At 71.7% G+C, this 13,792-nt stretch carries 9 protein-coding genes; 4 read left to right on the top strand and 5 right to left on the bottom strand.

The genetic code is table 11. The features are described from left to right. Window positions 1-9 precede the first annotated feature (9 nt). The gene (locus ABKA17_RS29190) at window positions 10-600 is read left to right on the top strand and encodes a TetR/AcrR family transcriptional regulator (RefSeq protein WP_353695250.1); all 591 of its coding nucleotides are present in this window, start codon (window positions 10-12) and stop codon (window positions 598-600) included. Between the two features lie 9 nt (window positions 601-609). Here the strand turns inward: ABKA17_RS29190 and ABKA17_RS29185 are convergent, their stop codons facing one another. The 4 genes from ABKA17_RS29185 to ABKA17_RS29170 form a co-directional block, all read right to left on the bottom strand. Further along, window positions 610-810, bottom strand: coding sequence for a hypothetical protein (locus ABKA17_RS29185; RefSeq protein ID WP_353695249.1), 201 nt, complete (start codon window positions 808-810; stop codon window positions 610-612). A 28-nt stretch (window positions 811-838) separates the two neighbouring features. Further along, window positions 839-4,369, bottom strand: a complete 3,531-nt coding sequence (gene mfd / locus ABKA17_RS29180; RefSeq protein ID WP_353695248.1) for a transcription-repair coupling factor — start codon at window positions 4,367-4,369, stop codon at window positions 839-841. Between the two features lie 431 nt (window positions 4,370-4,800). Next, window positions 4,801-7,365, bottom strand: a complete 2,565-nt coding sequence (locus ABKA17_RS29175) for an ABC transporter permease (RefSeq protein ID WP_353695247.1) — start codon at window positions 7,363-7,365, stop codon at window positions 4,801-4,803. Next, window positions 7,362-8,150, bottom strand: a complete 789-nt coding sequence (locus ABKA17_RS29170; RefSeq protein WP_353695246.1) for an ABC transporter ATP-binding protein — start codon at window positions 8,148-8,150, stop codon at window positions 7,362-7,364. Before ABKA17_RS29170 ends, ABKA17_RS29175 begins: the two co-directional genes overlap by 4 nt. Window positions 8,151-8,605: 455 nt before the next feature. Here ABKA17_RS29170 and ABKA17_RS29165 point away from each other — a divergent pair, with 455 nt between their 5' ends. Together ABKA17_RS29165 and ABKA17_RS29160 are read left to right on the top strand one after the other, a co-directional pair. After that, a complete protein-coding gene (locus tag ABKA17_RS29165) occupies window positions 8,606-10,093 on the top strand; it encodes an MFS transporter (protein WP_353695363.1) in 1,488 nt (495 codons plus the stop codon). Between the two features lie 29 nt (window positions 10,094-10,122). After that, a complete protein-coding gene (locus ABKA17_RS29160) occupies window positions 10,123-10,623 on the top strand; it encodes a GNAT family N-acetyltransferase (RefSeq protein ID WP_353695245.1) in 501 nt (166 codons plus the stop codon). A gap of 89 nt (window positions 10,624-10,712) precedes the next feature. Here ABKA17_RS29160 and ABKA17_RS29155 read toward each other — a convergent pair whose 3' ends face one another. Beyond that, window positions 10,713-11,102: a hypothetical protein gene (locus tag ABKA17_RS29155; RefSeq protein WP_353695244.1), complete on the bottom strand. Its 390-nt coding sequence runs from the start codon at window positions 11,100-11,102 to the stop codon at window positions 10,713-10,715. Window positions 11,103-11,284: 182 nt separating this feature from the next. Here ABKA17_RS29155 and ABKA17_RS29150 point away from each other — a divergent pair, with 182 nt between their 5' ends. Next, complete coding sequence (locus ABKA17_RS29150; RefSeq protein WP_353695243.1) at window positions 11,285-13,759, top strand: hypothetical protein; 2,475 nt, start codon at window positions 11,285-11,287, stop codon at window positions 13,757-13,759. The last annotated feature ends 33 nt before the right edge of the window (window positions 13,760-13,792 follow it).

The following is a 13,792-nucleotide window of genomic DNA, read 5'->3' as shown; positions in this document are numbered from 1 at the left end:
CTACTGTCCATGGCATCCGCGGACACCACGAAGCCGGCCTCGGGCCGCCCCTACCACCACGGCGACCTGCGCCGCGCGATCCTGACCGCCGCGCTCGACGTCATCGCCGCCGACGGCCCCTCCGCGCTGAGCCTGCGCGACCTCGCCCGCCGGGCCGGGGTCTCGCACGCCGCGCCGGCCCACCACTTCAAGGACCGCACCGGGCTGCTCACGGCGATCGCGGCGGAGGGCTTCGGGCTGCTCGCGGCCACGCTCCGGGACGCGTCGGACCTCAAGGACGCGGGCGTGCGCTACGTACGCTTCGCCCGTAAGCGGCCGGCCCACTTCCAGGTGATGTTCGCGCCCGAACTGCTGCGCGCCGACGACCTCGAACTCACCACGGCCCGCGCCCTCGCCACCGATTCCCTGCGCGGCGCGGGCTCCGGCGTCCGGCCCGAGGACTTCGGCGTGGACGCCCGACTCGCGGGGGTCGCCGCCTGGTCCTTCGCCCACGGTTTCGCGACCCTGCTGCTCAGTCACAACCTGGAGGGGGCGGTGGGCGACAAGGACCCCGAGGAGGTGTTCCGGACGCTGGCGGCGACGTTGTTCCGGAGCACCTGACGCCGGTCGTCAGCGGCGCGGCTCCGGCACCGGCTCCGGATGCCGTACCAGCCACTCCTGGAACTCACGGTGGCGGAACCGGTAGGCGATGCCCGACGTACGCAACAGCCCCGTGTGCTCGCCCGCCAGCGCGTACGTCAGCGCCCCGGCGACCAGCACACAGGTCGCCCCGACCCAGGCGACCCTGCTCCCGTGTCCCCCGACAGCCATGTCCGACATGGTGCCGGAGAACGGCGGATCACGACCCCAGGATCGACGCCAGGAACTCCCCGACCCAGCCCAGCAACTCCCGCCCGACCAGCGGCTTCCCGCCCACCTTCGCGGTCTTCGGGCGCGGTACCAGGATCTGGTGCACCGCCGGCTTGATGACGGTGCCGGGGTACAGCCGCTTGAGCCGCAGTTCCTGGGACTCGCGCAGCTCCACGGGTGCGAAGCGGATGTTGTTGCCCTGGAGGACGATCTCACCGACGCCGCACGCGCGTGCCAGCATGCGCAGGCCCGCGACGAGGAGGAGGTTCTCCACCGGTTCCGGCAACTTGCCGTAGCGGTCGACGAGTTCCTCGCGTACGGCCTTGATGTCGTCCTCGGTGTTGGCCGAGGCGATCGAGCGGTAGGCCTGGAGGCGGAGCCGCTCGCCCGGGGCGTAGTCGTGCGGGACGTGCGCGTCGACCGGGAGCTCGATCTTGACCTCCAGCGGCGGCTCCTCCTCCACTCCGCCTTCCAGCGAGGCGCGGTAGTCCGCGACCGCCTCGCCGACCATCCGGACGTACAGGTCGAAGCCGACGCCCGCGATATGGCCGGACTGCTCGCCGCCGAGCAGGTTGCCCGCTCCTCGGATCTCCAGGTCCTTCATCGCGACGTACATGCCCGCGCCCATCTCGGTGTGCTGGGCGATGGTGGCGAGCCGCTCGTGGGCCGTCTCGGTCAGGGGCTTCTCCGGCGGGTAGAGGAAGTACGCGTAGCCGCGCTCCCGGCCTCGGCCCACACGGCCGCGCAGCTGGTGCAGCTGGGAGAGGCCGAAGTTGTCGCCGCGTTCCACGATCAGGGTGTTCGCGTTGGAGATGTCGATGCCCGACTCGACGATCGTGGTCGACACGAGCACGTCGAACTTCTTCTCCCAGAAGTCGACCACCACCTGCTCCAGCGCCGACTCCGACATCTGGCCGTGGGCGGTCGCGATCCTCGCCTCGGGGACGATCTCGCGCAGCCGGGCCGCCGCGCGGTCGATCGACTCGACCCGGTTGTGGATGTAGAAGACCTGGCCCTCGCGCAGCAGTTCACGGCGGATCGCCGCGCCGATCTGCTTCTCCTCGTACGGGCCGACGAAGGTGAGCACCGGATGGCGCTCCTCGGGCGGGGTGGTGATCGTGGACATCTCGCGGATGCCCGTGACCGCCATCTCCAGCGTCCTGGGGATCGGGGTGGCGGACATCGTCAGTACGTCGACGTTGGCCCGGAGCTTCTTCAGCTGCTCCTTGTGCTCGACGCCGAAGCGCTGCTCCTCGTCGACGATGACCAGGCCCAGGTCCTTGAACTTCGTCTCGGAAGAGAACAGGCGGTGGGTGCCGATGACGACGTCCACCGCGCCCTCGCGCAGGCCCTCCAGGGTCGCCTTCGCCTCCGTGTCGGTCTGGAAGCGCGACAACGCCCTTACGTTGACCGGGAACTGGGAGTAGCGCTCGGAGAACGTCCCGAAGTGCTGCTGCACCAGCAGGGTCGTCGGGACCAGGACCGCGACCTGCTTGCCGTCCTGCACCGCCTTGAAGGCGGCCCGGACCGCGATCTCCGTCTTGCCGTAACCGACGTCGCCGCAGATCAGCCGGTCCATCGGGACCGACTTCTCCATGTCCTCCTTGACCTCGGCGATGGTGGTGAGCTGGTCGGGGGTCTCCGCGTACGGGAAGGCGTCCTCGAGCTCGCGCTGCCACGGGGTGTCCGGGCCGAAGGTGTGCCCGGGCGCCGCCATGCGCGCGCTGTACAGCTTGATGAGGTCGGCCGCGATCTCCTTGACGGCCTTCTTCGCGCGGGCCTTGGTCTTCGTCCAGTCGGCGCCGCCGAGGCGGTGCAGGGTCGGGGCCTCGCCACCGACGTACTTGGTGATCTGTTCCAGCTGGTCCGTCGGGATGTAGAGCCGGTCGCCGGGCTGGCCGCGCTTGGCGGGGGCGTACTCGACGACGAGGTACTCGCGCGTGGCGCCCTGCACGGTGCGCTGCACCATCTCGATGTAGCGGCCCACGCCGTGCTGCTCGTGGACGATGTAGTCGCCGGCCTCCAGGGTCAGCGGGTCGATCGTCTTGCGGCGTCTCGCGGGCATCCGGGCGCCGTCCTTGCCGGCCGCCTTCTGGCCGGTCAGGTCGGTCTCGGTGAGGACGGCGAGCTTCAGCGCGGGGTCGACGAAGCCGTAGTCGATCGAGCCGCACGCCACGTGCACGACGGACGGGGAGATCGCGCCCAGTTCGGCGTCCAGACGCGCGGCGATGCCCTCGCCGCCGAGCACCTCGACCGTACGCGCCGCCGGACCGTGTCCCTCGGTCACGAAGACCGTGCGCCAGCCCTCGGCGAGCCAGCCCTTGGTGTCGGCGAGGGCCTTGGCGGTGTCGCCTCGGTAGGTCTCGGGCGCGTGCATGCCGAGCTGGAGGGTGTCCGCCTCCAGCTCCAGGTCCGCGGCGAACGGCGACACCGACCACCACATCATGTCCAGCTCGCGCGCCCGGTCCCGGACGTCCGCGATCGACCACAGCGAGGCCGCGCCGACGTCGATGGGCGCCTCACCACCGCCCGCCGTGGCCGCCCAGGAGGCCTGGAGGAACTCCTGCGAGGTCGCCACGAGATCCGCGGCACGCGTGCGTACCCGCTCCGGATCGCACACGACGGCCATGGCGCCCTTCGGCAGTACGTCGATCAGGAGCTCCATGTCGTCGACGAGGACCGGCGCGAGGGACTCCATGCCCTCCACCGCGATCCCCTCGGCGATCTTGCCGAGCAGCTCGCCCAGCTCCGGGTGCTCCTCGGCGAGGGCACGCGCACGCGCGCGTACGTCGTCGGTGAGGAGCAGCTCGCGGCAGGGCGGGGCCCACAGGCCGTGCTCGGCGACTTCCAGGGAGCGCTGGTCGGCGACCTTGAAGTAGCGGATCTCCTCGACGTCGTCGCCCCAGAACTCGATGCGGAGGGGGTGCTCCTCGGTGGGCGGGAAGACGTCCAGGATGCCGCCGCGTACGGCGAACTCGCCGCGCTTCTCGACGAGCTCCACGCGCGCGTAGGCGGCTGCGGCGAGGGCTTCGACGATCTGGTTCAGGTCGGCGGACTGGCCCGTCCTCAGGGCCACCGGTTCCAGGTCGCCGAGGCCCTGGACCTGTGGCTGGAGCACGGAGCGCACCGGGGCCACGACCACCGAGACCGGGCCCGTCTCGGGGTCGTCCGGGCGGGGGTGGGCCAGGCGCCGCAGGACGGCGAGGCGGCGGCCGACGGTGTCGCTGCGGGGGCTGAGGCGCTCGTGCGGCAGGGTCTCCCAGGACGGGTACTCCACGACGCCCTCGGGCGGCAGCAGGGAGCGCAGGGCCGCGGCGAGATCCTCGGCCTCGCGGCCGGTCGCCGTCACCGCCAGGACCGGCCGGCCGGACTCGCGGGCGAGCGCGGCGATCGCGAAGGGGCGGGCCGCGGGCGGGCCGACCAGGTCGACGTGCATGCGGTTGCCGTCTGCGGCCGCGGTGATCGCTTCCGCGAGGGCGGTGTCCTTGACGACGGCGTCGAGCAGACCGTGCAGGCTCATTCGGGGCGGCTTTCGTCCGAGGGTGGGCAACGCGAATCGCCCGACGCTGTGACCGGCCGGGGGGTCTCCAGCGTACGTCGCTGCGGTCGCGGCTGCCGGGGCTGTGGATGACGCCGGTTCGCCTCGCACCGGGCGTCTGCGCCGGGCCTCGGGGGTTTTCGCCCCCGCCGCCCTTACCCGTCCCATCCCCAGGGGCGCTGCCCCTTCGACCCCGACCAACCTGGGGGCTGCGCCCCCAGACCCCCGTCGGCCCTGAAGGGGCCTCGTCCTCAAACGCCGGACGGGCTGAAAAACACGGGTGCCCTCGCCCCGTCACACGAGCCGAAAAATACGGGCGTCCTCGCCGCTCGGGTGGGGTGGAGGACACAGGTCGGCGCCGAGAAGTCCCCCGTGACTTCTCGGCGCCGGGCCTGCTCCCCCGTGCGGTGTGGCTAGTCGGTCGCGATCGCGTTCAGGACGTTCATGCGGCCCGCCCGGAACGCCGGGACGAGGGCGGCGAACAGGCCCACGAAGGCCGAGCCGATGAAGACGCCGATGATCGTCGGCCAGGGGATGTCGAGGACGTTCAGGCCCTCCATGGCGAGGAGCTTCTGGGCCGTGGCGCCCCAGCCCATCCCGAGCCCCAGGCCCAGCAGGGCGCCGAAGAGGGCGATGACGACCGACTCCATGCGGATCATGCGGCGGAGCTGGCGGCGGGAGAGGCCGATGGCGCGCATCAGGCCGATCTCACGGGTCCGCTCGACCACGGACAGCGCCAGGGTGTTCACCACGCCCAGGACCGCCACGATGATCGCGAGGCCGAGCAGGCCGTAGACCATGTTGAGGAGCTGGCCGACCTGGTCCTTGAGCTCTTGCTTGTAGTCGGTCTGATCGCGGACCTGGTACTGCGGGTAGTTGTCGAGCGCCTTCTTCAGCGCCGCGTACGCCTGCGTCTCCTGGCCTTCCTTGGCCTTGGCGAACATGATCGTGTTCGGCGGGACCTGGTCGGCGGGGACGTACTTCTCCATCGTCGCGATGCTGAGGTAGCGCGCCCCCTGGTCCAGCGCCGAACTGTCGTCGGTGATGGCCGCGACCTTGAGCTTCGCCGTGTCGCCGCCCTTGAAGGCGACGCTGATGGTGTCGCCGACATGGACGCCGTGGTCCTTGGCGTAGTCGGAGCCGACCGACATGGAGTCCTTGCCGTACGCGGCGGAGAGGGTGCCCGCCGTCGTCGCGCGGCGCAGGTCCTGGGCGTAGGACGGGTCGGCCGCGGTGACGCCGCCGGTGTCCTTCTTGCCGTCGGGCGAGGTGAGGGTCGCCTCGAGCTCCTTGTACGAGGTCACGTGGGCCAGGCCCGGGCTCTGCTCCATGGCCTTCTCGGCCTGCGGGACGATCCGCTGGCCGCCCTGGACGATGAAGTCCGCGCCGACCGACTTGTCGAGCTCGCCGGTGGCCGAGGCGACCATCGAGGAGCCGACCACCGAAAGGCACGCCACCAGGGCGAGGCCGATCATCAGGGCGGCGCCGGTGGCACCCGTACGACGGGGGTTGCGGAGCGCGTTGCGCTCGGCCATGCGGCCGACCGGACCGAAGGCCCGCAGCAGTACCGCGCTGATGACCCGGACGACCCCGCCCGCCAGCAGCGGGCCGATGACGACGAAGCCGATCAGGGTCAGCACCACACCGCCGGCCAGCAGCAGCGAGCCGTCCTTCGCCGTGTCGGCGGTGGCGGCCGCGTACAGGGCGTAGCCGCCCGCACCCGTCAGCACCAGCCCGATCAGGCCGCGCACCAGGCCGGCCTTGCCGTCGGCCGGCGTACCGGCGTCGCGCAGTGCGGCCATCGGGGAGACCTTGCCGGCCCGGCGGGCGGGCAGGTAGGCGGCGAGGACGGTGACCACGACGCCGAGGATCATGCCGATCACCGGGGTGGTCGCCTTGACCGTGAGGTCCTCGGTGGAGAGGTTCATGCCGGCCATGCCCATGAGCTTCATCAGCCCGACGGCGATGCCGACACCGGCGCCGACGCCGAGGACCGAGCCCACGAAGCCGAGGAGCAGGGACTCCACCAGCACGGATCGGTTGACCTGCTTACGGGATGAACCGATGGCCCGCATCAGACCGATCTCCCTGGTGCGCTGGGCGACCAGCATGGAGAAGGTGTTGATGATGAGGAAGATGCCGACCAGGAACGCGATACCGGCGAAGCCGAGCATGGCGTACTTGATGACGTTCATGAACTCGCCGACGTCGGCGCGGTTCTCGTCGGCGCTCTCCTTGGCCGTCTGGATCTTGTACGGGCCGTCCAGGGCCTGGGCGACGTTCCGCTTGAGCTGGGTGTCGCTGACGCCGGCCTCGGCGGTCGCGAAGATCTGGGTGAACCGGCCCTCGGCGCCCAGGAGTTCACGCTGGGCGGTGGCGGTGTCGAAGTAGACGACCGCGGCACCGGGGTTGGTCACCTTCCAGGAGGCGATGCCGACGATCTTCGCCTTGAAGTCACCGACGACGGAGATGGTGCGCAGTTCGTCGCCGATCTTCAGGTCGTGCTTGTCGGCGGTGTCGGAGTCGACCATCAGCTCGGTCGGCCCGCGCGGCGCGTGTCCGGAGGTGATCTCCATGGCCCGCAGGTCGCTCTTGGTCCAGTTGCCCGCGATGGTGGGCGCGCCGGTCGAGGACCCCATGTTGTCGTTGTCGCGGTCGACGACGGTCACGTTCATCGAACTGACCCCGCCCTCGGCCGACTTGACGCCGTCGGCCTTCGCGACCTGCGCGACGGTCGAGGCGGGCAGCGAGAGCGGCTTGCCGTTCTGCGGGGTGTCGTCGCTCTTGGCCTCCTTGGAGGAGACCGTGACGTCGGAGGCGGTGGTCGCAAAGAGCTTGTCGAACGTCGTGTTCATCGTGTCGGTGAAGACGAGCGTGCCGCACACGAACGCCACCGACAGCAGCACGGCCACCGCCGAGAGGGCCATGCGGCCCTTGTGCGCGAAGAAGTTGCGCATCGAGGTCTTCAGGACGGTCATGACGTACGCCCCCGGGCGTCGAAGTCCTTCATGCGGTCCAGGACGGCGTCCGCGGTCGGCTTGTACATCTCGTCGACGATCCGGCCGTCGGCGAGGTACAGCACGCGGTCGGCGTAGGAGGCGGCGACGGGGTCGTGCGTGACCATCACTATGGTCTGCCCGAGCTCGTCCACGGACCTGCGCAGGAAGCCCAGCACCTCGGCGCCCGCGCGCGAGTCGAGGTTTCCGGTCGGCTCGTCACCGAAGATGATCTCGGGCCGTGCGGCCAGGGCGCGGGCCACGGCGACGCGCTGCTGCTGACCGCCGGAGAGCTGGGTCGGCCGGTGCTTGAGCCGGTCGGAGAGTCCGACCGTCTCCACCACCCGCGCGAGCCACTCCTTGTTCGGCTTGCGGCCCGCGATGTCCATGGGGAGCGTGATGTTCTCCAGGGCGTTCAGCGTGGGCAGCAGGTTGAAGGCCTGGAAGATGAACCCGATCCGGTCCCGGCGCAGTTGGGTGAGCTTCTTGTCCTTGAGCCCGGTGATCTCGGTGTCGTCCAGGTAGATCTGCCCGGAGGTGACGGTGTCGAGCCCGGCGAGGCAGTGCATGAGCGTGGACTTGCCGGAGCCCGAGGGGCCCATGATCGCGGTGAACTGTCCGCGAGCGATGTCCACGTCGACGTGGTCGAGGGCGACGACACGGGTCTCTCCGGACCCGTACGCCTTGACGACCTGCCGCGCCCGCGCGGCAACGGCCGTAGTCCCTCCAGTGCCCCCGTGCCTGGTGATGGTCACAGCCGATGTCACGGTATGTCTCCTATGTCGGTCAGCAAGTGGCGCGCACTGATCCCTGTCGATCCGTGCCTGGTCGTACGTGCTGCTGTGTCGATGAGTCTGGCGGTGGCGAGGGGTCCGGCGCGCTGGTGCTGAGCGCCGTCTTCTGGTGGGGAAAACCCCACCCCCACTGCTGCGGTACACCGCCCCCGAGCGGCGTAAAGCCAGGTTAAGGACGGGCCGGGTGCCCTCACGTCCTCCGGCGGTACCAACCCTCCCCCAGCCGTAGTACGGAGGTACCCCTAGGGGCGATCCACCCGAGGGTGGAGCCGATCTAGGGGTCGGCTCCACCCTCCGCCCCGCTCAGGCTGCACCCTGCCGCGACGTGAGGGTCAAGTGAGAGGGTGTTCGGCAGCAGATAGATGCAAGGGGAAAGGAATCTCGTGGACCAGGGGGATGCGGGCCGGGGGGACGTGGGCCAGGGGGACATAGCGACGCCGACCGAGCCCGCGGAGCCGGCGGCTGCCTCCCGCGCCCGCCGCGGCGCCGTCGTCGCCGCGCTGATGCTCGCGATGGCCCTTGCGGCGCTCGACTCCACGATCGTCTCCACGGCCGTCCCGCAGATCGTCGGCGACCTCGGCGGCTTCTCCGTGTTCTCGTGGCTCTTCTCGGGCTATCTGCTGGCCGTCACGGTCACCCTGCCGGTGTACGGCAAGCTCTCCGACACCTTCGGCCGCAAACCGGTCCTGATCGCGGGCGCGGCGCTGTTCCTGCTGGGCTCGCTGCTCTGCGCCCTGGCCTGGAACATGGGCTCGCTGATCGCGTTCCGGATCGTGCAGGGCCTGGGCGGCGGCGCCCTCCAGGGCACCGTGCAGACACTGGCGGCCGACCTCTACCCCCTGAAGGAACGCCCGAAGATCCAGTCCAAGCTGTCCACGGTGTGGGCGGTGTCCGCGGTGGCCGGACCGGGCGTGGGCGGGCTGCTGGTGGCGTACGCGGACTGGCGCTGGATCTTCCTGGTCAACCTCCCGGTCGGAGCGGTGGCGTTGTGGCTGATCGTCCGTCACCTGCACGAGCCGCGGCGGGAGTCGGCCGAGCGCCCCCGTATCGACTGGGCGGGCGCGCTCGCGGTGTTCGCCTGCGGGGGCGTCCTGCTGACGGCGCTGGTGCAGGGCGGGGTGGCCTGGCCGTGGCTGTCGGCCCCGTCACTGGCCTTGTTCGGCCTGGGACTCGCGCTGGTGGCGGTGGTGGTCCTGGTCGAACGCCGGGCGGCCGAGCCGATCATCCCGGGCTGGGTGTGGCGCCGCCGCACGATCGCCGCGGTCAACCTGGCCCTGGGCGCGCTGGGCCTGCTGATGGTGGCCCCGACGGTGTTCCTCCCGACGTACGCCCAGTCGGTCCTCGGTCTGGCACCGGTGGCGGCCGGATTCGTGCTGACCATCTGGACGTTGAGCTGGCCGGTGTCGGCGGCGCTGAGTCAGCACGTGTACCGGCGGATCGGCTTCCGCAACACCGCGATGCTGGGGATGGGGGCGGCCGCGCTGATCCTCTTCGCCTTCCCCTTCCTGCCGTATCCCGGCGCCGCCTGGCAGCCGACGCTGCTGATGCTGTTCCTGGGCGCCGCGCTGGGCCTGTTCCAACTCCCGCTGATCATCGGCGTGCAGTCGACGGTGGTGTGGGCGGAGCGGGGTACGACCACGGCCTCGGTCCTCTTCTGCCGCCAGACCGGCCAGACCATCGGCGCCGCCCTCTTCGGCGCGGTGGCCAACGGGGTCCTTTCGGCTCGGCTGGGCGGGGCGAACGATCTGGACTCCGTGACCCGCGCGCTGGATTCGGGCACCGGCTCGGAGCCGCTGCGGCGCGCTGTCGCGGACGCGGTGCACGCGGTGTACCTGGGGGCGGCGGGGGCGGCCGCGCTGGCGTTCCTGGTGCTGCTCGTGCTGGCGCCGCGCAGATTCCCGGTGATCACGGAGTGAGGCGACCGGACTTGGACAAGGGGGCCGATGTGACAGGGCTGCGGCTGGAACGGCTGCGCGCGGACCACGCGGAGGCGCTGCTGGCCTTCGAGCGGGAGAACCGGGCGTACTTCGCGCGGTCGGTGCCGGACCGTGGCGACGCCTACTTCACGCCACCGGGCTTCGCCGACCGCCACCGCGCACTGCTGGCCGAACAGGAGGCGGGCATCTGCCACTTCCACGTCGTCCTCGACGAAGAGGGGGCGCTGCTCGGGCGGATCAACCTCATGGACGCGCTCGAAGGTTCGGCGGAGTTGGGGTACCGCGTCGGGGAGCGGGCGGCACGGCGCGGGGTCGCCACAGCGGCGGTGGGTGAGCTGTGCCGGGTTGCGGGGACGGCGTACGGACTGGCCTCGCTCATGGCGAAGACGACGGAGGACAACCTCGCGTCCCGGACCGTGCTCGAGCGCAACGGCTTCGTTCTCGTCGAGCGGATCACGCTGATGGGACGGGCGGGGGTGCGGTACGCGCGCGTGGAGCTCGGTGGGTGACGAGGTGACCGGGTGACGACGTGACGACGTGACGACGTGACGACGTGACGACGTGACGGCGTGACGACGTGACGGCGGTGCCGGGAACGTCACCGCTCCCGGTCGAACCACTCCGTGGACCCCGGCAGGAACAGCAGCACGATCACGGGCACCCCGAGCAGGATCCGTACCGCCGCGTCCAGGAACAGTCCGGTCGACTCCGTCTCGCCCAGCCGGGTGAGGGTCGGCAGCACCATGAACGCCATCAGCACGACGGTCGTCATCCGCACGCCACCCCGCGCGCTTCCGTCGTAGGTGAGGGCGAGCGCCGCGCTGACCCAGACCAGCAGCCAGGGCGCCATCAGCTCGCCCTGTCCGTAGGCGGTCAGTTCGTCCGAGAGGGCGAGCATGGAGACGGCGCCGGCGAGGGCGAGCGCGAGCAACAGGATCTGAGCGGCTCGCAGTTGTCTCGGCATGGCGCGTTCATGTACGTCGGTCATCGACACAGTCCCCCCGGTAGAGAGCGCAGCTTAACCAGCCGAACAGCCGTGCGGCGTGCCATTTTTCGCCCGGGCGACCGTCCGCCCGGCCTCCCCTAAGGCACAACCCCCACGCACCGTCCCGGGACGAACCCGCCTCCCGCACGACGCCCCGCCCCCGCCCGCCCCCGTCTGCTGGACACATGGACCTCAACAGGCGTACGGCGATGGCGGCAGGACTCGGCGCGGCGGCATCGGCCATGGCCCCGGGCACCCCACAGGCCGCCGCGACCACCCCCGAAGCCGCGGCAACCGCCTCCGAAGCCACGACAACCACCGCCCGAGCCGAGGCGGCCGCCCCGCGCGCCCTCGCCATCCGGGCCGAGTCGCCCGTCTCCACCAACATCCCCACCGCCCGCGACCCCCGTGCCTCAGGCGGCCGCTACCTCCGCCTCCGCACCGCCGCCGAACCTCCGCACCCCACCGGCTGGTTCGCCACCTACCGCGTCCACGCCCCGCACGCGGGCCCCTACGCCCTCACCGCCGTCGCCACGGCCCCCGTCGAGACCCCGCACACCGAAGCCGTCGCCTCCTGTCTACAACTCTCCGTGAACCAGGCGCGGTTCACCGACCTCGACCGCTCCCAACCTCACTGGTACGAGTCCCCGCCCGCCTGGGGCGACCTCTCCGTCCTGGACCTCGGCACGGTCCACCTGCGCCGGGGCGACAACACCCTCACCTTCCGCGTCGCCGGGCCCACCGTCGTGGACGACACCGTCGCCTACGCCCTCGCCCTCGACCGCGTCACCCTCCGGCCCCTCCCCGCCGGGCCGGTCCTCAGCGAGGCCCGCGTCCGCCGCCATCGCGAGGGCGAGCGCGCCCACCTCCGCCTCTCCCTCGACAGCCCGACTCCCCGCCCCCGAGCCGTCCACTACACCGTCATCGACTACTTCGGCCGACCCGCCACCCAGGGCCGTACGACGATCCCGGCCGCCCGCGCCACCACGACCGTCCGGCTGCCGGACGACCTCCCGCCCGGCCACTACCGCGTCACGGCCGAGGCCGGCACGCGCGTCACCACCGCCTTCGCCCGGCTGCCCGCACGCACCCCCGGCACGGCCGGGCCCGCCTCGACCCCCGCCCAGGACAGCCGTTTCGGCGTCAACCTGTGGGCCTCCTCGCTCCTGCCGCCCTCCCGCCTTGCCGAATTCGCTGCGGCGCTCAGGGACATGGGAGCCGCCTGGGTCCGGGACGGGCAGTCCTGGCCCGCCGCCGAGCCCGCCCCCGGCCGCTACGACACCGCCCACCACGACCGCGCCACCCGCACCCTCCGCGCCCATGGCCTGGCCGTCCTCGACGTCCTCTCCCCCGCCCCCGAGTGGGCGATGACCGACGCCTCGCTCCCCCTCCCCGCCGACCTGCGGCACGCCTACCGCTACGCCCGGCGCCTCGCCGCCGCCCGCCCCGAGGCGCTCCAGCTCTCCAACGAACCCGACGTCGACACCACCCTCAGCACCGGCGACGCCCACGCCGCGTTCGTGAAGGCGACCGCGCTCGGCATCAGGGACGCCGCGGCCGAGCCGCCCCTGGTCGTGCTGCCAGGCATCGCCCAGACCGGCCCCTTCCAGGACCTGATGCTCGCCAACGACGTCGTGCGGTACGCGGACGCCTGGGCCTTCCACGGCTATCCCGACCCCGCGGAAGAGGGCGAGCCGACCGTTCCCGGCGCCTCCGAGGAGCAGCACACGCTCGCGCGGCGCCATCACGCGCGCGTGCCGTTGTGGATGACCGAGTGCGGGGCGTTCCTCACCGCGCCGCCGGGCCGGGACCTCCCGTACGACCGACAGGCCGTGCAGGCGCGCTACCTGGTGCGGTCCTTCGTCGAAGGGCTGGCCGCGGGCAACGCGCGACAGTTCTGGTTCGCCGCGCCGCCCCTCCACGACGACGGCGTGTACTTCGGCCTCTTCGACCGGGAGTTCGCACCGCTGCCCGCCTACAGCGCCTTCGCCGCCCTCACTTCACTGCTCGGAGCCGCCCACTTCGTCGGACCCGCCGAGCAACTCCCCACCGGTGGCCATGGGTTCGTGTTCGACAGTGGGCGGGGTGAGCTGGTCACCGTGGCGTGGGCGGCTTCGGACCGGCCCGTGCGCGTCGGGGCGGGACGCGCGTACGACGTCATGGGGCGCCGGCTGCCGGGCGGCGCCGTGACCGTCTCGCGCGACCCCGTCTACCTCGTCACGCCCGGCGCGCGAACCGCGACGGCCACGCCCCCTCCCACGCGGCCGCGCCTCTCCGCCGCCGAACACATCGTCCTCAGCCAGCGCTACCCCGCCCGCAACGCCGCGCCCGGCAAACAGGACGGGGACGCGCCACCGCCGTACGGCTACCGGCTGGGGCGCCGGACGCGGATGACCGTGGACGTCTACAACTTCGGTTCCGAGGCCCGGTGCGTGACGGTCATGGCGAGCGTGGCGGGTGGGTCGAGCGACGGCTGGTCGGTGCGGCCGGTCGCCGGTACGCGCGCGTGCGTGGCCGCCGGAGGGCGGGTGGGCGTCCGCTTCGAGGTGCGCGCCGGGCGGACGACACGACGGCGGGAGGACGTACGCCTCACCTTCCGCGCGCGGCTCGACGATCACCGCGCCGTGCCACCGTCCGTAGCGCTCGTTCACCGCAAGTAGCCCCGCCCGGACCTTCCGGGGCAAGTCCCCTGC

The sequence above is a fragment of the Streptomyces sp. RG80 genome, assembly GCF_040446465.1.
In the GTDB taxonomy this organism is placed as follows: domain Bacteria; phylum Actinomycetota; class Actinomycetes; order Streptomycetales; family Streptomycetaceae; genus Streptomyces.
This window is presented reverse-complemented; position numbering and strand designations above follow the sequence as displayed.